General features: G+C 62.3%; 17 protein-coding genes and 1 pseudogene. 7 read left to right on the top strand and 11 right to left on the bottom strand.

Going from position 1 to position 19046, the window contains the following annotated elements:
• Positions 1–31 precede the first annotated feature (31 nt).
• From AC3WN8_RS08875 to AC3WN8_RS08840, 8 genes are all read right to left on the bottom strand, one after another.
• Positions 32–943, bottom strand: a complete 912-nt coding sequence (locus AC3WN8_RS08875; protein ID WP_492669045.1) for a hypothetical protein — start codon at positions 941–943, stop codon at positions 32–34.
• A gap of 6 nt (positions 944–949) precedes the next feature.
• Positions 950–2257, bottom strand: coding sequence for an MFS transporter (locus AC3WN8_RS08870; protein ID WP_492669044.1), 1308 nt, complete (start codon positions 2255–2257; stop codon positions 950–952).
• A gap of 3 nt (positions 2258–2260) precedes the next feature.
• Positions 2261–3385: a dipeptidase gene (locus AC3WN8_RS08865; protein ID WP_492669043.1), complete on the bottom strand. Its 1125-nt coding sequence runs from the start codon at positions 3383–3385 to the stop codon at positions 2261–2263.
• Positions 3382–4863: a serine hydrolase domain-containing protein gene (locus AC3WN8_RS08860; protein ID WP_492669042.1), complete on the bottom strand. Its 1482-nt coding sequence runs from the start codon at positions 4861–4863 to the stop codon at positions 3382–3384. Before AC3WN8_RS08860 ends, AC3WN8_RS08865 begins: the two co-directional genes overlap by 4 nt.
• Entirely contained in the window at positions 4860–5657 is a 798-nt protein-coding gene (locus AC3WN8_RS08855; RefSeq protein ID WP_492669041.1) for an MBL fold metallo-hydrolase, read from the bottom strand. The genes AC3WN8_RS08860 and AC3WN8_RS08855 overlap by 4 nt, the downstream gene beginning before the upstream one ends.
• Before the next feature lie 235 nt (positions 5658–5892).
• A complete protein-coding gene (locus tag AC3WN8_RS08850) occupies positions 5893–8562 on the bottom strand; it encodes a TonB-dependent receptor (RefSeq protein WP_492669040.1) in 2670 nt (889 codons plus the stop codon).
• Positions 8563–8660: 98 nt separating this feature from the next.
• Positions 8661–9665 carry a FecR family protein gene (locus tag AC3WN8_RS08845; RefSeq protein WP_492669039.1) on the bottom strand — a complete coding sequence of 335 codons (1005 nt, stop codon included), beginning with the start codon at positions 9663–9665 and terminating at the stop codon, positions 8661–8663.
• Complete coding sequence (locus tag AC3WN8_RS08840; RefSeq protein WP_492669038.1) at positions 9634–10233, bottom strand: RNA polymerase sigma factor; 600 nt, start codon at positions 10231–10233, stop codon at positions 9634–9636. The genes AC3WN8_RS08845 and AC3WN8_RS08840 overlap by 32 nt, the downstream gene beginning before the upstream one ends.
• 385 nt (positions 10234–10618) lie before the next feature.
• On the opposite strand from AC3WN8_RS08840, the gene AC3WN8_RS08835 reads away from it, so the two are divergent.
• From AC3WN8_RS08835 to AC3WN8_RS08805, 7 genes are all read left to right on the top strand, one after another.
• Positions 10619–10816 (top strand): DUF6961 family protein, encoded by a 198-nt coding sequence (locus AC3WN8_RS08835; RefSeq protein ID WP_492669037.1) that lies wholly within the window; start codon positions 10619–10621, stop codon positions 10814–10816.
• An 8-nt stretch (positions 10817–10824) separates the two neighbouring features.
• Positions 10825–11232, top strand: a complete 408-nt coding sequence (locus tag AC3WN8_RS08830) for a thermonuclease family protein (protein ID WP_492669036.1) — start codon at positions 10825–10827, stop codon at positions 11230–11232.
• Between the two features lie 247 nt (positions 11233–11479).
• Complete coding sequence (locus AC3WN8_RS08825; RefSeq protein WP_492669035.1) at positions 11480–12658, top strand: PrnB family protein; 1179 nt, start codon at positions 11480–11482, stop codon at positions 12656–12658.
• A 293-nt stretch (positions 12659–12951) separates the two neighbouring features.
• Positions 12952–13812: an NmrA family NAD(P)-binding protein gene (locus AC3WN8_RS08820; RefSeq protein WP_492669034.1), complete on the top strand. Its 861-nt coding sequence runs from the start codon at positions 12952–12954 to the stop codon at positions 13810–13812.
• Entirely contained in the window at positions 13812–14732 is a 921-nt protein-coding gene (locus AC3WN8_RS08815) for an alpha/beta fold hydrolase (protein ID WP_492669033.1), read from the top strand. The genes AC3WN8_RS08820 and AC3WN8_RS08815 overlap by 1 nt, the downstream gene beginning before the upstream one ends.
• A 71-nt stretch (positions 14733–14803) precedes the next feature.
• Complete coding sequence (locus AC3WN8_RS08810) at positions 14804–15175, top strand: GFA family protein (RefSeq protein ID WP_492669032.1); 372 nt, start codon at positions 14804–14806, stop codon at positions 15173–15175.
• Between the two features lie 520 nt (positions 15176–15695).
• Positions 15696–17255, top strand: a complete 1560-nt coding sequence (locus AC3WN8_RS08805) for a Fic family protein (RefSeq protein WP_492669031.1) — start codon at positions 15696–15698, stop codon at positions 17253–17255.
• 36 nt (positions 17256–17291) lie between these two features.
• Here AC3WN8_RS08805 and AC3WN8_RS08800 read toward each other — a convergent pair.
• From AC3WN8_RS08800 to AC3WN8_RS08790, 3 genes and pseudogenes are all read right to left on the bottom strand, one after another.
• Positions 17292–17489, bottom strand: a pseudogene (locus AC3WN8_RS08800) (nucleotidyltransferase); the annotation flags it as partial.
• Between the two features lie 15 nt (positions 17490–17504).
• Positions 17505–17972 carry a hypothetical protein gene (locus AC3WN8_RS08795; RefSeq protein WP_492669030.1) on the bottom strand — a complete coding sequence of 156 codons (468 nt, stop codon included), beginning with the start codon at positions 17970–17972 and terminating at the stop codon, positions 17505–17507.
• 70 nt (positions 17973–18042) lie between these two features.
• The gene (locus tag AC3WN8_RS08790; RefSeq protein ID WP_492669029.1) at positions 18043–18750 is read right to left on the bottom strand and encodes a hypothetical protein; all 708 of its coding nucleotides are present in this window, start codon (positions 18748–18750) and stop codon (positions 18043–18045) included.
• Positions 18751–19046: the final 296 nt, after the last annotated feature.

Genomic DNA, 19046 nt, shown 5'->3' with positions numbered 1-19046 from the left:
TGTGTGGTTCAAATGCTGGATGAGGCCAGGATCAGCTGGAGGCCGGTGTCGCATCGCCTCGAGCGGCGGCGGGGCCGCGCCATGCGGAGGCGAGCATGGTCGCGGCGGCATAGATGACGACGATCATGACCATCCAGCGCAGCCAATCGATCGGCAATGTCTTCACCACCAGGGCAGCGATCAGCACGGCCGGGACGCCACCAAGACCAAGCCCGAGCGAGGCGCGCAGATTATAGCGTCCGGTCACGATGAAGCGCGCGCCGCCAACCGGCATCAGAAAGGCGCAGGAGCCCATCATGATCGGAAAGGCGACAAGCGGATTCATGCCGAGCAAGCTGACCAGGATCAGGCACGGGGCATAGAGCCCGATACCCAGCATCATCATTGCCCCAAGGAAAAAGCTGACGACGATGGCGACGAGCAGCCTCGCACCGTCGAGACCGAGTGCTTCGCCGCCGCCCGGCATCCAATGCAAGAGGCTCGCGAAGACAAACCCCGCGGCGATCAACAGCGCGCTTCCCATGCCGATCTGGATTGCGCGGCGCGGCAGTCGCGAGACGAAGCCGACGCCAGTCCAGGCACCGGTTACCGCTGCGCCGATCATGCCGAGGAGAGTGATCGGGTCGACGCTTACGATCGTGATGAAGATCAATGCCTGGACGATCGTTGGCAGCGCATGCCCGACATTGAGGGTTCCGGGTATCTGCTCGTCGGCAACACGGCCGCTCAGCTTGAACAACACGGTACTGGTCGCGAACGACCCGATCCCGAGAGTGTCCAGGAAGTTGGTGACGAAGCCGATCACCGTGTCGACCGGCGACCAAAGGCTCTTGCCCTCACCGGGTCTGGGCGGGCGCGTCTCCACCCACCACCACCTTATGCAGAACCCCAGGGCGCACATGGCCAGGGCGCCGAGCAACACGGGAGTGGTCCATCGGCTCATGGCGAACTATCCTCTCGACTTCGGCGCAAGGGTACCAAGCTTGATCGGTGCGGTTTCAGGCATCGCGCGAATTGCGATCAGGCCGACGACCACCCCGCAGATCATATACCAGGCAGGTGTCAGCGGATCGCCGGTCATCCGCGTGATCCAGGCGACCAGAAACTGGGCCGAGCCCCCGAAGACCGACACCGCCAAGGCATAGATCAGGCCCAATGCCGCAGACCTGACGCGTTGCGGCAAAGCCTCGGTGATCGCGACCAGGGAGACGGAGGTCGACAATGTCGAGATTGCGGCAAGGCTTGCGCAGCCGATATAGAGGGCCGCCGCCGTTCGCTCCCGTTCGATCAGGAAGAAGCACGGAAAGACCAGCAGGGCCAACACGATCCAGGGGAACAACATGACCCGCTTTCGTCCGTATCGATCGGACAGCCATCCACCGAGCGGATCGCATAGGACGCCGCACAGTCCGACAATGGCTGTCGCGCCGAAAGCAACCTTGGCCGACATGCCGAGCGTCGAATTGGCGTAGGTCGTCATATATTTGAGCAGGTAGTTAGTGGTGGTCGCAGCAGCGATCAGGCCGATGCCGGCCACGGCAATGCGGCGATAGGAACCGATCGTCGGCGGCGAGCCTTCCTCCGAAGACCGCTGCAACGTCTCGACCAGTGTCCGGCGCAAGACCAGCGCGACCGGGATGATGATCGCCCCCAGCAACAGCGCCACGCGCCAGCCCCAGGCATCCAGTGCCGGCGCATCCAGCATGCTCGCCAGCGCGACGCCGACCAGGCCGGCGACGAGTGCCGCCGCATCTGCGCTCATCGCTTGCAACGAGACATAGAAGCCACGTCTGGACGGAGGCGCTGCCTCCATCAGAAATGCCGTGCTGGCCCCGACCTCACCGCCGACCGCGAAGCCTTGAATGAGGCGGAACAAGACGGCGAGAATGGGCGCTGCGACGCCAATCGTGGCATAGGAAGGAATGAGTGGCAGCCCGACCGAGCCGAGCCCCATCAGGCCGAAGGAGAGGAGCATCGCCGGCTTGCGCCCGACCCGATCACCAAGCCGGCCCAGCACCAGCGCGCCGAGCGGCCGGGCGAGAAAGCCCACGCCGAAGGTCGCGAGCGACGCCAGCAAGCTGATCCCAGGAATGTCGGACGGAAAGAAGGTTCGGCCGATCTGAGCCGCGAAATAGGCATAGCTGACAAAATCGTAAAACTCGATCGCATTGCCCGACGCGACGGCGAATATCTGGCGACGAGGCAGCCCGGCAGGCACCGCCCCGCCACTCGACCCGGTGGCGTTCGCAACACCCATTTTTCAAGCTCCCCAGACTGTTTCGTAGACCCGCAGCCAATTGCCGCCGAGCACCTTGTGTATGTCAGCCTCCAACCAGCCCCGCCGGATCAGGCCGCGCGTGACGTTGGGCAATTCGCCGATATTTTCGAAGCCTTTCACATAGAACCAGGGCATCTCCTGACTGTAGGCTTCCGCCGCCATCAGGACCCGATCGCTGGCGGACAAGGACCCGGGTGTATTGCGTCCCTCGATAAAATCGGGGCCGAGCCCGATATGATCGGCACCCACCAGGCGCTTGAGATAATCGAACTGGTCGAGATGGCGCTCCAAGCCTATTTGGGGCGTGCGCGGCACATTACGGTCCTGCGCGCGGCGCGCGTGGAAATCATTGAATGCCGACAAGCCGATGACGCCGCCGGTCGCAGCGATGGCTTCGAGGAGGCGATCGGTCGAGCAACGCGGATTGTCGTTCAACGCGCGGAGATTGGTGTGACTGCAGATCACCGGCACGCCGGAGGAAAGCGCGATGGCCTCGAAGGAGGTTTTCTCATTGGTGTGGCCGCCGACATCGAGCAGGATACGCGACCTGTGGATCTCTTCCACCAGGCGGTGACCGGCGCGCGTCAGACCGATGTCGGGATCAAAACATCCCCCACCGAACTCGTTGACATCGTTATACGCGATGCCGCAGATGCGTAGCCCGAGCTCATGATAGGCGCGCAGGTTCGTCGGTGTCGGTTCGCCATCGACGATCAGGGCTTCGGCGGACTGCCAGCCGGCAATGTGCGCGATCCTATTCTGTCGACGGAGCTCCCGGATTTCCCGGACGGTCCCCGCGCGACCGATCCGGGCCTTGTTCGCGTCGCAAAAGCTCAGCAGCGACGCAAAGCCTGCAAAATCGCCATCGACAGTCTGGTGCCAGCAATCGACTCCGCCCGTTTCCAGCATGTCGAGATAGCTTTCGGAGCGACTGGACGGATCGAGCCCGTTCACGACCAGGGCCCCCTTCTGGACTCTTCGCACGGCGTCGTCCCGCCCCGTCGCCGGTGCGACCTTGTCCTGGGCTGACGCCTGGACTGTGATGGCGGCTGTCGCGCAGAGCGCCAGGGTGTCACGAATGAAGGCGCGCCGGCTGGTATCCTTCATGATATGCGCGCCAGCAGGCGATTGCCGCTCGACAGGAAATGCATCTTCCCACCGGCACCCGGCCGGATGAAACGGATCGTTTGCGGCTGACCGCCGACCCTATCGGCGCCCTCCTCGAAACTGTCGTCGCCGAGCGGATAGAAAATACGCGGCGGCACATCCTGGTTGCTATTATCGTAGGTGCTGAGCTTGTCCTGGACCTGCAGGCTCAACAGACCGCCATGAGCGACGACCGTGTAGCGATCGGCATTGGTCTCATAGACCCCGAGATAAGGCTCCAGATCGGCGACGCTCCTGCGCGGTGGAGGCATTACAGGGGAAAGGCCGGTCCAGGATTGCAGGATCGGATCGACGAAGGCGGCCCTTAGCGCCTCGCCTTTGTCGCAATTGGTGAGCAGGGCCAGGGCGCGGCCACTCGCCGGATGCGCGAACAGGTTCGACCGCACGCCCGGACCGCTTCCTCCATGGCCAACGAGCCCGCCGGGCATGATCATCCAGCCAAGGCCGACGCGGGTCTCGATGCCGCCAACCGGGACGAACGACGCCGTCGGCTGGAACATGCGTCGCGCCGATCCGCCGGACAATATCCGCCCCCCGTTCGGACCGATACCGCCCTCCATCAGCGCGCGTGCGAATGTCACAAGATCGGCGGCGCTGGTCATTTGAGTCGATCCCGCCGGGGCAAAGCTCGGCGCGAGGAAAGGCCGCGTGGTCTGCACCATCTTGCCTGTCGCGGAATTGGTCAGATCGCCGATGCTGACGCGAAAGCGCGGCAGTTCCAGGGGATCGACCAATGCGTGCCGCATGCCGAGCGGCTCATAGAGGCGGGATTTGACCAGGCTGTACCAGCTCTTGGCGCGCACCGTCTGAGTGAGGTGGCCGGCAATCACTGTCGCAACGTTGCAGTAGGACGTTTCCGTGCCCGGCGAAAAGAGCTGGCCGAGATCCGCGCTGCGGATCACGGTATCGAGGATCCGCTCCTGGTCCGGGCCATATTCGGGGAACCATTCCCCATCGATGCCGCTGGTATGATTGACCAGCATCGCGCAATTGATTTTCTTCAGCGCATCGGTGTCGCGCAGGCGCAGGTCCGGAAGATGATGCAGGACTGGATCGTCGAGCGCGATCTTCCCATCATCCACCAGCTGCATCAGCAGCGCCGCGTTCATCAGCTTGGTGATCGACCCGACATGCATGACCGTATCGGGCGTGACTGGATCGCCGGTCACGCTGTTGCGCAGTCCGGAGACGGCCGTGTGCAATGTCGCACCGTCCCAATAGGCGAAGGAGGCGCCCGTCACGCCAGTCGCCACCCGCATCGCGTGGAGCCGATCGGTAAAAGCAGCGTTGGCGCGGGCGTCACCGCTCCCTGTGGTCCGGGGAGCGGCCATCGACGCCGACGGAATGGCGGTAGCAGCGATCGTGGCTACGCCGTTCCTGAGGAGCGCACGGCGGTGCATGTTCATCGGCTCGGTCATCGATTGTTCCACGGGAAACCCGCGGCAAATTCCATTTGGGCGTTCACCGGGAATCGGCGGGGAAAGAAACCGACTGAATCCGGCCGCTCGTCCTGAATCCTCGTCAGGCTCGAAGCGAGGTCATCGACGTCGCGCATGGTGAGCCACGGCGCAGCAAAGCCTTCGCCACGCCGACAGCAATGCGCAGACCAAATGACCGTATCGCGCGGCAGCTCGGCATTCAGTCGCGATGCGGTCTGCCTGTAAGCGGACAGGCTCGCTCCCGGCAAAAAGCCGTAAAGCATCGTCGGATAGATGAAGTCGCCGCTGAACAGGCGCCGTGCTTTTTGGTCGTACAGCGCGACGGAATTGGGTGTGTGTCCGGGCGTGGCGAGCAATGTCAGCGATCGGCCGCCCAGGTCGATCTCCTGCCCCGGTTTGATCCACTCCGACACACGCAGCGACGGCGTTTTCAGGCCATCGAACATGCCCAGAAATTCATAGCGCCCCGGGGTGAACCGCCCATCGGCCATTTCTGCGCGGATGCCCGGCTCATCGGGCAATGCCAGGCGTTCGAACACGCTCGCGCCGGCCAGATGATCATAGTGTAGATGCGACGGAAGCACCGTGACCGGGAGCGACGTGAGGGATGCGACCACCGGTCGCATGTCGCGCGTGCCAGATCCCGCGTCGAAGAGCAGAGCCCTTTTCCGGCCGACGATCAGATAGGCGTAATTGGCCTGATAGTAGCGCGGTTCACCGATCGCATAAGTATCGGCGCCAAGATCCTCCACCGCGAAATAGCTGTCGAACATCCGGCCTTTGGCCAGTTTGGCCGGTGCCTTGGAAACCAGGTCGTAGCTCTTCCGCCACGGCGTCAGTTCGGAATAGACATAAGGGGCGAACAGGCCGGTAGCCGCCGCCAGAATGGTGGCGCCCCCGATCAAAGCCGCCAATGCGCGACCGACACGTCTCATCCGGTGTGGCGCCTCCGCCCGGGGTTCGACCGCCGGTTCCGGGGTCGGTCGCGCAATGCGGCTCATGGCTAGGTCAGAAGGTTTTGGTGAAGCGCAAGCCGACCCGGCGAGGCGCGGCGACGCCCGTCGAGAACCGGCGATTATAGACCGGATCGCCGTTTATGTCGGGTACGCTCTGATTGTAGAGCGCCGTGCCGCGCGTACTGACCTCGACGAATTCGTTGAAGACATTGTCCGCGTAGAGCGTGACCGACCATCGGTCTTTGGCATTGACCAGACCGATGCGCGCGAAGCTCAGCGAATAGGCTGGAAGTGTCAGGCTGTCGCCGCGGGCGCCGGCGGTGCTGAGCACATTGCCGGAGACGATTGTGCTCCAACCCAGGTCGAGATCGAGAGTGTCGCTCACCGGCTGCAGATAGGACAGCGTAGCGCTGGCGCGATGCCTGGGTGATCCCGGCAGCCGGTCACCCGCCTCACCATCGACATAGACGCCGGAGAAACCCGGCGGGACAATCGTGCGAATGAGATCCACCGAACGCTCGTCGAGCTGGGCGTCGGTATAGGCGTAGCTACCCTGGAACCGGAGCTTGTCCGTCAGCTTCGCGTCGATACCAAGCTCGACGCCCTTGCTCGAAGCGCCTTCGCCGTTGACGGTAATTCCCACGGCCCCGACCTGAGTGGACGAGGCGAGCTGCACATCCTTCCAATCGATGTAGAAAACGGATGCGTTGACGGTCAGCCGCCGGTCGAACCATTGGGTTTTGACGCCGACTTCGTAGTTGGTCGTCTTGTCGGGCTTGTAGAGCAGTTCATTGGGCTGGCCGCAGACAAAGGTTTGCGGCGTCAATGGCACCGGACATGGCGCCACCGCGTTGGAATTGCCGCCACGATAACCCTGGCTGATCGTCGCAAACGCCAGAGCGTCCGGCGAGAACCGATAGGATGTGTTGATTTTGCCGAGGACGCCATCGTCCTTCTGACCACCGGGCGTGAAGACCAGCGCCGGCCCAGCCGCGGGATAGGGCGGGAACGCGTAGGCGGATCCGATCTTCAGATCATAGTTGAAGTAACGGCCGCCGACCGTGAGCTGCCAAGCGTCGGTGATCCGATAGGAGGCTTCGCCAAAGAAAGCATATTCCGATCTTTTTGCCCGGTCGACCGACAGGAAATCACGATCGTCGTCGCCGGTGTCGAAGTCGAAGAAATCATGCAGGCCCGGCGTGAACTCGGTATATTCGACCCGCCGTTTGAAGTGGTTGTAGAAGCCGCCGACGGTCCAGCTGAATGGACCGGTGCCGCGCGAGACCAGGCGGATTTCCTGGTTGATCCGCTCTTCCTTGACCCGTTCATCGGTGAAATCGACAAGAGCGGGAAACTGTTCATAGCCAAAGCCAAGCTCGATCGCGAGGTCGGTCTGGTCCCGCCGGCTCCGCTGCGAATATTTGGAATAGCTGGTCGCCGATGTGAGCTCGGCAAAGCCGAGGTCGAACGTACCTTCAAGGGCGATGAGCTGATTGTCGCGCTTGGCGGGCTCGAGCACGCGCAGCGCAGACTCGTAGCGACCGATCGAGACCGGCAGATGATCGAGCCGGGCTGACGATGCCTGCCGGCCGCCAACGTCCTGGAACTGGAAATAATAAGTGAGATTGAGGTCGACGGCATTGCTCGGCTGCCAGCGCGCGGCGACGCGACCGGACCAGGCCTTTTCGAAATTGACGTCTTTGACCTGCCGGAAGTTCGCCGCAATGGCTGCCGGGCTGTTCAAGGCGTTGGGCAGGGAAACGCCGGGCTGTTTGAGCACATAATTCTGATCGATAAAGCCTGAATCATCGAGCCGGTCGACGGATGCGCGCAACGCGAAATTGCTGGTAATCGGCAGGTTGAGCGTCAGACCTCCGTCAAAGCTCATGCTTCCGGCCGCGTCGTAGCGATAGGTATCGCCGCGCACCTCGAGCGAAAGAGCGTCGAACTTCGGCCGCCGCGGCACGTAGCGGATCGCCCCACCGAGCGTTCCCGCGCCATATAGCGTCCCTTGCGGGCCCAGCAGTACTTCGACCCGCTCCATGTCGTTGAGCTTGAGCTCGATGAAGACAGGTGTTTCGCCAAGATAGGTGGCGACGGTACCGCCCCCGTCATTGCTGTTGTCATTGTTGACGAGCGGTTCGGCATTGAGGCCGCGAACGACGATCTGGCTACCGCCGCGCCCGCCTTGATCGATGACATTGACGCCCGGCACCGACCGCGTCGCTTCCGACAATGTCCGAAGTCCTTCGCGCTCAATCTGAGCGCCGGTGACGGCAGCAATGTTGATCGGCACATTCTGCACGGTTTCGGCGCGCCGGGTGGCGGTGACGACGATGTCCGTGTCGTCACCCTGGGCGGCGTCCGCGGTGTCGCTTACGACCGTGGAAGGCCGCGGGACCGCTTCCCCTTCCCCGGCGCGAAGCGTGATCACGCTCCCGTTGTCGCTGGCGATGACGAGATTGGTTCCTGCCAGCAGTTCCCGCAATGCCGCGCGCACGTCCTTGCGGCCGCGTATCGTCGGCGTGATGACACCGCGAAGCTGTCCACCCGCCACGATGATCTGGACGCCGGCCTGGCGGCTGAACTCCGGTATCGATCTGGCCGCATCCTTGGCGGCCACATTGAAGTTGCGCGTCTGGGCCTGCGCTGTGGCAGGCAAAAGGAGCGCGAGCGGCACCGCGACGCCAGCCAACAATGCCTTCCGCGTGAGATGTTTCATAAGTCCCCCTCCATCGTTCGGCCGCGTGGCCTTGGAGGGTAGACGTACGGTTTTCGGAAAGTCGCCTTCGGGCTAGAAATAAATTTGAAACACTGCGCTCAGCGCTCGATGAAGACCTGGCCATCGCGCTTTTCGGCACGGACGCCGAGACTGGTCGCCACGGCAGTCGCGAAGCCTTCCGGATCGTTCGCGGCGAAACGGCCGGTTACCGATTCCTTCGCGATGGCACTGTCGGGTATCGCGATCTGGGTCACACTGTAGCGGCGAAACTCTGCCACCGCCTCGCTCAACGGGACGGATTCGAACGATAACATGCCGGTTTCCCATGCAAGTTGCTGCGTCACCTGTGATTCATCGAGCCGCGTCACTTCCGCAGCCGTTCCGCTCGGCTTGATGATGCGGGTGTTGGCCTTCGCCAGGATCGTTCGCCCGCCCCCGTCGCTGCCGCCGATCTTCACGACACCTTCGCGCACGATGATGCCGACGGCTGCATCGGCAAGGTTTCTCACCGTGAAGCTGGTGCCGACCGCGGTCACGCTGGTTGGGCCGGCGGTGACTGTGAACGGGCGCGCCGCGTCCTTGGCGACGTCGAACAATGCCTCGCCTTCGATCAGTTCGACACGGCGCTGGGCCTTGCTGAACGCGACCCTTGCCCGGGACGCCGTGTTGAGAGTCAGCACCGAGCCATCGTCCAGAAAGATGCGTTTCATTTCGCCAGTGGCGGTTTGATAGTCGCTCGATTTGAACAGGGTGTCGTACCCCAGTACCACCGCGACGCCGGCCGCCGCCATCGAGGCAGCACCGGCCAGAAAACCTCGGCGAGCATAAAATTTCGTCGGGCGATCGATCGGCACGGCATCTTCCTGCGCCGCCTCTTCCTCGCGAAATTCGGCCGGATCATAATCGTCACCGAGCGCTTTTGCCCGCTTTGCATATTCGAGCATTGCGGCAGCGCGCGCATAGGCACCGCGGTGCAGCACATTGGCGGCAGCCCATTCGTTGAACGCATCGTTATCGGCCGGCGACAAAGGGCCAAGATCGATGCGGGTCGCCCAGTCGGCGGCCTGCGCGTCAATCTCCATATTTGCCCGTGTGCCGCTCATCTGCCTCATTGGTCCGGTCTTGCGCCTCTGTAGACGCGCCGGGAGCCTCATATCCGCCTTCGGCAAAATATTTCATCAGGTATTGAAGGCCTTTGGAGATGTGTTTCTGCGCCGCATTCTCCGAAATACTCATCCGCTCGCCGATCTCGCGCTGCGAGAGGCCGCTGATAATCCGCAGGGTGAGTGCCTGGCGGGCAAGATCCGGAAGGTTCGCAATCTGGGTGGCCAAACGCCTGAGGCCATCGCGATGAGACGCCTGCTCTTCCGGGTTCGGCTCCTGCGAGGCGACTTTCAGGCGCTCGAGATTTTCCACCGCCTGAATCGAGACGATCCGCGCACGGCGTGTCTGCGTCAGGATAATCGACCGTGCGGTCTGAAACACATAGGATCGCGTATCGCGAATGTCGGAGACCGACTCCTTCGCCGCCAGAATCGCATAGGTTTCCTGAACGATATCGTCGATTTCAATGCCGTGGCCGCGCCAACGACGTAGCCATAAGCGCAGCGCCGGCTCATGCGGCACCACGTTGCGCGACAACCATATTGCGCGGTCCGAACCCAGAATCACGGCTTGTCTCTCACCTCCAATAGAGTCGCCAGCAGCGGGCCCGCCGTCAAGTGGGCAACACATGCAACGCGATCGGGCGTTCGAGCCTGACGAAGAGTTTGCTGGGTGAGCGCGCAAGCGGGCCATGCTGGCGGTCACCCTGCCACGGTAGCGCATGAAGCCGGCAAGCCGGCGCTATCCTGCAGCGAACCAGCACCAACACGATGGAGTCGCCTCATGATCCATCTCGCTTCCTCATTGCCAATCGCCTTCTCTCTCCCGAACGGCAGCGTCGCAACGCTGGTCTCGGCTTTCAGGCGGAAACCCTGAGCGCATGCTACGGAGAGAAAATGCATTCCGACCGCTCAGGGCCAAAGCTCGCCACAGCGTCTTGAGGCGCGCTCTTGTGACGCCCGAGCAGGAGCAATGGGCGTTCGCGTCGAAACTGCTGGAGATGCACGGCGATGACGTCGGCACCTATGTCATGCGCCGGATTTCCGAGCTGACTGATGCCAGTGATCACGACGGCGTACGCTTTTGGGTCGCGATCGCCGACAAAGTGATGCAGTTGTTCGGGCCGGACGAAGGGGCCTGGACACAATGATATTGGCGATGCTGGCATATATGGCGGTCGGATCGACCTTCACATGCACCCCGACCCGGGTTTGGGACGGCGACGGGCCGATCTGGTGCGCCGAAGGCCCGAAGATCCGCCTGGCGGGTATCGCTGCGCGCGAGATCGACGGTGCATGCCGACCCGGTCATCCATGCCCGTCGGCGAATGGCGAAGAGGCGCGTGATCATCTGGTCAGGCTCCTGGGCGGTGCCCGGGGCCGATCGCGCGAAGGACATGTGCTCGTCAGTGGACCGGCGCTGATCTGCCGGTCGGATGGCTCCGGCAAAGGTGATCGGACCGCGGCCTGGTGCAGCGTCGGTCGCATGGACCTGTCCTGCGCGATGGTGAAGAGCGGCTTCGCGCTGCGGTGGGATCGGTATTGGCGCGGGCGACGCTGCCCGTGAAGCAATTCGCGGCCGGGCTCGGAACGGGTGTGCTTGTCGCTCTGCTGCTATGGGTGTGGTGGATGGCGTGGGGTAGATGATTTGCACCGACAGTCCATGCAGTTTCAGCACCGTCGGACGAGCATGGTGAATCGCAGCCGTCAATCAGCCCCAATGTCGCTCCAGACTGCACGGCCGGAGCGATCGGGCTTCACGCCGGCAACAGAACCAGACCGGCTTCGACTATGTCGGTCGCGGCGCCTCTGTCATGAGGGGAAATCTCGTGGTCACTGCTGATCCAGTCGCAACGAGTGCGCCCGAGCCGGGAGCGCTACAGCCGCTCGTGGCTTACGATATCGATAAATTGACAGGTTTCGTGCCCGGCTGCGATCCTCTCGCACGACTCGACGAAAGATATGCGGCCTGGGAAGCACTCGTCCCCGACCTGTCCGCGGCGATCAGATCACGCCGGATCCGTTCGGCGATCAAGCGATTGCCGTCGTGCGATCCCATCATGCTCGAAACGCGGGCCGAGCGTGAACGCGCGCTGCTGTTGCTGAGCGTTTTCGCCAATGCCTGGGTATGGGGCGGCGATGCGCCCGACCTGGTGATTCCGCACCAGCTGGCCCGACCGCTCTGCGCTCTGGCCGAGGCGATGGATCGGCCGCCGATCGTCCACTATGCCTCGATGGCGCTTCACAACTGGCAGCGCATCGATCCCCAAGGTCCCCTGTCGACCGAAAATATGCGGATGCAGGTCCAGTTTCTCGGCGGCGTGGATGAGGACTGGTTCTTCATCGCGTCCTTGGGTGTCGAACTGGCGGGCGCGCCTTTGCTCGACCGGATCCGGATGGCCGCGATCGCGTCCCGAACAGTGCAGGACGGTGAACTGGCGGCCGTTCTGGGCGCGATCGCAGCCGCAATGAAGCAGGTAATCGCGGCGCTGCACAGAATGGGAGAATGGTGTGATCCGCATATCTTCTACCACCGCGTTCGCCCGTTCCTGACCGGCTGGCCATCGCCGGGCGTCATCTATGAGGGTGTCTCGGCGACACCGCGTGAATATGTCGGCGGCAGTGCGGGTCAGAGTTCATTGATCCAGGCCGTGGATGCCGTGCTCGGCATTGCGCATCACGCCGGTGATACGCGGGATTATCTGCGGATGCTCAGGCGCTACATGCCCGTTGAGCATCGGCGCTTCGTCGAGGACGTCGAACGATGCTCATGCGTGCGTGAACGCGCGCGCAACGGTTCGGCCGAACTCAGATCGGCATATAATGCGGCATTGAACCAGGTCGCTGAATTTCGGCGCGGACATGGCGATATGGCGCAACGCTATATCACGAGGATCGCCGTCGGCTCCAGCCCGCCAAATGGCACAGGCGGGACGAGCCTTGCCGCGTTTCTGGACGCGACGCACTGTGCGACAGTCGGAAACACCCTGTAGCCTCGGCTGTCGAGGCCGATCCACGTCGGCCCCCGAGATCCCAACCAGGACGTGGAGACTTTTGGATTATCGGACAATCCGCCAGATTGATGGACATCGGCAGAGTTCCGAGGTGGTTTCTGCTGTCTTCGGCCGGACCGGTCTCAAACCGCGGACGCCTATAAGCTCACACTCAAGCTGTGCGATCGCGAGCGGCATTCCAACCCGATATTCCAAGGGCGTCGGCTCCTGCCCTCAACGCAGGGAAACCAATCCGCCTCCATTCGTTGACGCCGAAGATTGGAGGCAGGCCGATGCATGTCGTCATGGGCGCTACCGGGCATGTCGGATCGGCGGTGGCCGAAACGCTGATTGCGCGTGGCCAGCAAGTCGCGATCGTTACGCACGATCCTCGCCATGCCGACGCCTGGCGGGGAAAGAATGCCCAGATCGTCGAAGCTGACGTGAACGACGTATCGTCGCTGCGAGCGGCATTCCGCCGCGGACGCCGTGCCTTCCTCCTCAACCCACCTGCCGACACGAAGACGGATACCGATGTTGTCGAGCGGCGAACAGTGGCCAACATCCTCGCGGCGCTCGAAGGTTCTGGCCTCACCAAGGTGGTCGCGGAGTCAACCGCCGGGGCCCAATCGGGCGAGCGCATTGGTGACCTGAATGTCCTATGGGAGTTGGAGGAAGGCCTGCGCGGCCAGACCATTCCAGCTGCGATCAACCGCGCACCCTATTATATGAGCAATTGGGACGAGCAGCTCGATGCGGTACGCGAGACCGGAAAACTGCAGACCATGTATCCTGCCGATCTGTCGTTGCCGATGGCAGCGCCGCGCGACCTGGGCAGGATAGCTGCAGAACGGCTGCTGTCGCCGGTCGATGATGCCGGTGTTCGGTATCTTGAAGGCCCCAAACGCTACTCCTCGGCCGACGTGGCCAAGGCTTTTTCGCATGCTCTCGGCCGCACGGTGGAGGTTGTCGTGACGGCGCGTGGAGAGTGGGAAGAAGCGTATCGCAAGTTCGGCTTCTCGGCACCCGCCGCCAATTCCTACGCGCGGATGACCGCGGTCAGCCTCGACAGCGGTTTCGATTATGACGAGGAGCCGGTTCGGGGCGAGACGACGCTCGAGGAATATATCCGCGAACTCGTGGCGCGTTCATAGTGTCGGCGGAGCCGTCTGCGATCGATGATCCCGGCATCGCCGACTTCGACGGCTGCTCCATACCAACCGAACGCGGTTCAGTTTTCGTCCGGCAAGGCGGGTCGGGAAGTGCCGTGCTGCTTCTGCACGGTTTCCCCGAAACGGGCCTTATGTGGCACGCGGTCGCGCCGTTGCTGGCGGTCGACTTCAAAGTCATCGTTCCCGATCTGCCAGGCTATGGCAGTAGCGATTGTCCGGCTGATAGCGACGATCATGCCGCCATGTCGAAGCGCGAGATCGCGCGCACGCTGACCGTGATGATGCACATGCTCGGCCATGACAGATTCGCTATCGTCGGACATGACCGCGGCGGGCGGGTCGCTTACCGCGCTGCGCTCGACGCGCCGGCCAAGGTCGCTAAATTGGTGGTGCTCGACATCGTGCCGACCGCCGAAGTGTGGGAGCGCGCCGATGCGCGTCTGGCATTATCGTTCTGGCCGTTCTCGTTGCTCGCCCAGCCGGCGCCGCTTCCCGAACGCTTGATCGCGGGTGATCCCCAGGCGGTGATCGACAACGCGCTGATGCATTGGGGATCGCCGCCGGAAACATTCCCTGACTGGCTACGCGCGGCTTATGTCGCAGCGCTCCGCGATCCGGCGCATATACACACGATCTGCGAAGAATACCGCGCGGCCGCCGGGATAGACCGCGTGAACGATCGTGCCGACCTCACTTCCGGGCGCCGCATCGCCTGCCCGTTAATGGCGCTGTGGAGTGATCGCGGTGGATTGGCGAGCTGGTACGACGACGCGGGTGGCCCCCTGGGCTTATGGCGCCGCTGGGCCGACGATGTGTGCGGGCAGGCGATTGCGGGCGGCCACTTCTTTCCCGAGGAGCAGCCTGACCTGATCGCGCGGTTGCTCGGCGAATTCCTCGCCTGACCCGCTGATGGGAGCGTTGGTCGCCCTGCTGCGTTGGAGGCGTCTGATCCGTCTGACGGAAAGGAGCGATCATGGCGATTACCGCACGATGCCATTGTGCCCGCACGATACTCGAGGTCGATGGCGAACTTCCCGCAGAGCTGACCCGATGCACCTGTTCCTTGTGTTCGAAGCGGGGGCATCTTTTTGCCTATTTCGCGCCCGAGAAGTTCACGGTGAAGCAGGCCGACAGCGATGGCATCTATCGCTGGAACACCAGGCAGGTGGCCAATCATTTCTGCAGTGCTTGCGGCTGCGACACCTACGCCGACAGCCCGGCGTTCGAGCTCGACGGATCATGGGATGGCCAGACCCGCCGGATCGCGCTCAACGCCCGCCTCATCGATGATTTCGAAGCTGCCGATTGGCCCGTCGCCGTGATCGACGGAAAGAATCTCTGGTGACGGACCGCAAAGCTTTACGTGCGGCGCACCTGGCCGGTTTGGGAGTTCGGATATCCTGGCCCGGCGTCATCATCAAAACGGAATGAAGGCCATCCGACCGGCGGCGTTTTCGATGCGCAGGAGGCGACCAAGAAGCCGCTTGCCATCATCGTCGACGGGCATAACCGCTCCGACAATCCGCGATGTGGCGCGAGTCGCTCTCGAATCAGCTTTGACCATCCCCGCCGATTCATGAAACTCATGGAAGTTGCGTTTGCGCGAATGAGCGGATGGATGCTGCCTAGTCCGATGGACGGTCTGCGATAGTTGACCGAGATCGAGGGAGCACAAGCGCCGGGGGCGATAGCGCAGGCTTCTTCAAGAGCTGTCAGGCGGTCCGCATAGCGCACGATGCCTGGAAACAACCCCGTCCGCAGACAAAATTTCACAAAAATCATATTCCGTGATAATAATTCGCGAAACCTGACCTGTTTTCACACAGCAGCCAAAGGTCGCCTTACAGCTTTTCACAGGAATCGGCATGCTTGACTGGATTTCACAGCCGCTGACCGAGTTTCACACCCGTCCGCTTCCCGAGCCCGGAATCCCTGCCGGCTATGCCGCGCTGATCCACCGCTACGATCTTGCCGTACCACTTCCCGCGCGTCTCGCCGCGATCGCCGGGCGCCATCATCCGGTCTCGAATGACGAATGGCATATGTTGACGCCGCGGCACGCGCCCGAACAGAGCCTGGCGGCACAGCTCACATTCGCGCTGCGTTACGAAGGCGTCGACCTGTCGATCCTGGCCCCCTTGTTCAGGACGGCCGCGCCGGCAACGATCTCCGACATCGTGCGCGCAACCCCCACCGGAGCCTATGCGCGGCGCATCTGGTTTCTCTATGAATGGCTGGGCGGACAACGACTCGACCTACCTGATGCCGGCACGGTCCGCGCTGTCCTTGCTGTGGATCCCATGCTCCAACTCACGCTCGCCACTGGCACGGTATCGGCCCGGCACAGGGTCGCCGACAACCTGCCCGGCACCCCCCTGTTCTGCCCGATGGTTCGTCGCACCGCCGCGATCGACGCATATCGTGAGCGGGCATTCGAAGAAGAAGCGCGCGCCGCTGTCGGACATGTCCGCCCCGATCTCATGGCGCGAGCCGCCGCGTTTCTCCTTTTGAACGATTCCAAGTCTTCCTTCGCGATCGAAGGTGAACGCCCTTCTGGCACCCGCGCATCGCGCTGGGGACAGGCGATCGCACAGGCCGGTACACGCCCGCTGTCCATCGAGGAGTTGGACAGGCTACAGCGTCTGGTCATCGGCGATGCCCGTTTCGTGCGCTTGGGACTGCGCGACGAAGGCGGCTTTGTCGGCGTGCATGACCGTGACACCAACATGCCGGTACCCGATCATATCAGTGCCCGGCCCGAGGATCTGCGCTCACTGCTCGACGGCCTGATCGCCTATACCGCACGCGCGATCGACGGCGGCATGAACCCTGTCGCCGCCGCGGCGGCGATTGCGTTCGGCTTCGTCTATATCCACCCCTATATCGACGGGAACGGACGCCTGCACCGCTGGCTGTTCCATCATGCCCTCGCACTCGCCCGCTTCAATCCGCCCGGAGTGATCTTTCCAATCAGCGTCGCCATCCACCAGATGATGGATGCTTACCGGCTCGTGCTCGAAACCTATTCAGCCCCCTTGCTGCCGCTGATCGAATGGCGGCCGACACCGGCGGGCAATGTCGAGGTGCTCAACGACACCGCGGATTTCTACCGCTTCTTCGATGCGACCGCGCATACCGAATTTCTCTATGCCTGTGTGGAGCAGACCGTCGAGCGGATCATGCCTGGCGAAATCCGGTTCCTCGTCGCTTTCGATGCGTTCAACGAGCGCGTCCAGCAGATCATCGACATGCCCAATGCCCAGGTCGAGCTCCTTCGTGCTTTTCTCGCGCAAAATGACGGACGGCTCTCGCAGCGCGCGCACGCACGCGAATTCGCGGCACTCGAGGCCGACGAGATCGAGCAGATCGAACGCGCCTATGCGCTGAGCTTTTTCGATGCAGGGCCACCGGACGTAAGAGGCTGACATGCGCGCAATTGGTCAGCCGACGCAGACACATGTTCAAGATGCCGCCTTTTCGAGCTCGGCGATCCGTTCACTGCAAATGGTATGTACGATCTGCCCAAGCGCCTCGACCCGCTCGCCAAGCCAGAGCACGCTCCTCCCGGCGATGCGATAATGTTTCGAGTAGCGCGCCTTCACATAGGCGTCCTTCAGTTTCTCGAACATCGCGCGTCCGCGACGCGGCTCGCGCGGCCAGCGAAAAGGAGTTTACTATCGCCCTTGCTTTACTTTCCAATCCGATTGGCCGGACACGAATTCAATGGAATGGATCAGATTGTCCTTACCAATTTTGTAAGCGGCCATGCGCGCCCATTTGCAGCAGTCCTGGGGCTTGCCGCTACTTGACCCCAATCCCCTCGTATCGACTGCTTCGGCCCGCAATATCACGTTGAAACTGACAGAGTCAGCAATGTAGCTCACGACCTGCCGTGGAAATTCCTCAGCAACGCGCCTGGAATATGCCCTCTTGCCTGAGGCAACAATCTTGCCGTCAACCGAGACGACGAGTTCGGGTGACAACAAGGACAGGTATTTTCCCACATCTCTCCGGTCATAGGCTTCCGCCAGTTGATGCGAGATCCGCACGACCGTCGGTGACGGCGGCGGGGGTGGAGCCGCATTGGCAGATGAACCGCCTGCCACCGCCGCGACGCAGGCCGCGAAATGCCTCCGATTCATGCCACCGCTCCCGACCGCTCATGTTTTTCAAACACCCCCGGCACACATTTTTGGGGCCCGGGGTGCCCGATCATATCAGGGAACAAGGTTGATAACCGTGAAGCGGATCGACCGACAGGGGCGGCAGGAGCCACATTGCAACCAGTGCGTTCGCAACGGTATTGGCGCGGGCTTCATTCTGCGTGAACTGCACGCTGTTCGGATATTCGGCCCGCTGCTGTGCCGGCGGAAGACCTGCGCCGGGACCGGCGATGTAATTCTCCCACATGAGTTTGTCATAGGCCTGCATCGAGACGAGGGCGTGAGCCACCTCATGAGCGACGAGATAGGCCAGGCCACCGCTCAAGGCGTCATACCCCTTGAGGGACGCCGCGTTCACATTGACCACGACTGTCGAATTGACGGGACTGATAAGGTTTTCGCCCGCTCGTCCGGGTCCGAAATCGGCATTGGTCGCGTTGAAGCACATGTTCCAGAGGATACCGGCAATCTCGCCATGGCTCGTCAGGCCGATGCATGGAAGGTTCGTCGAGGAGGACGAACTGAGTGCCATGTTCACATAGGCCTGGGTCATGATGTCCTTCAGGCGCTGCCCAATGACCACGATCTCCGGATCGGTCACATCGGCATCCTGCGTCACCGAAGTCTGCGAGTTGAAGGCGGCTGCGATTTGCGTGACCTGGGTTTGTGTGCCGACGGCGCCCGAGGGCGAGTCAACATTTCCGGCTGCGACCCAGCCAAGATTGGCGATGACGATGATTTCACCTTCAGCGGACATGATATTCTCCTTGTCCTCTTGATCGAGAACAAAAGGAGAACTTGCACGTAAAATCCAACATGTACAATTATTTATGAGCATAGGTCTGGCGAGGTCGCGCGAGGGCCGCCATGAATTCCGACAGTCAAAAGAGGCCAGTGCTCATCGTACGGCCGCCGCCGACCACTCCTCCGAGACCAGCAGCATTGCGGCGGATCGTCGGTGAGCGTCGCCAGCAATGACGCCGATCCCGAAGATTGGGCGCTTTTACCTGCAGTGTCGAAAAAGGCCCCGGATCGCGTGACAATCCGGGGCCA

This window comes from Sphingobium sp. FW305-3-2-15-F-TSA7, assembly GCF_058787155.1.
Note: the sequence above shows the minus strand (reverse complement) of the source record. Positions and strands in the feature narration are given on the sequence as shown.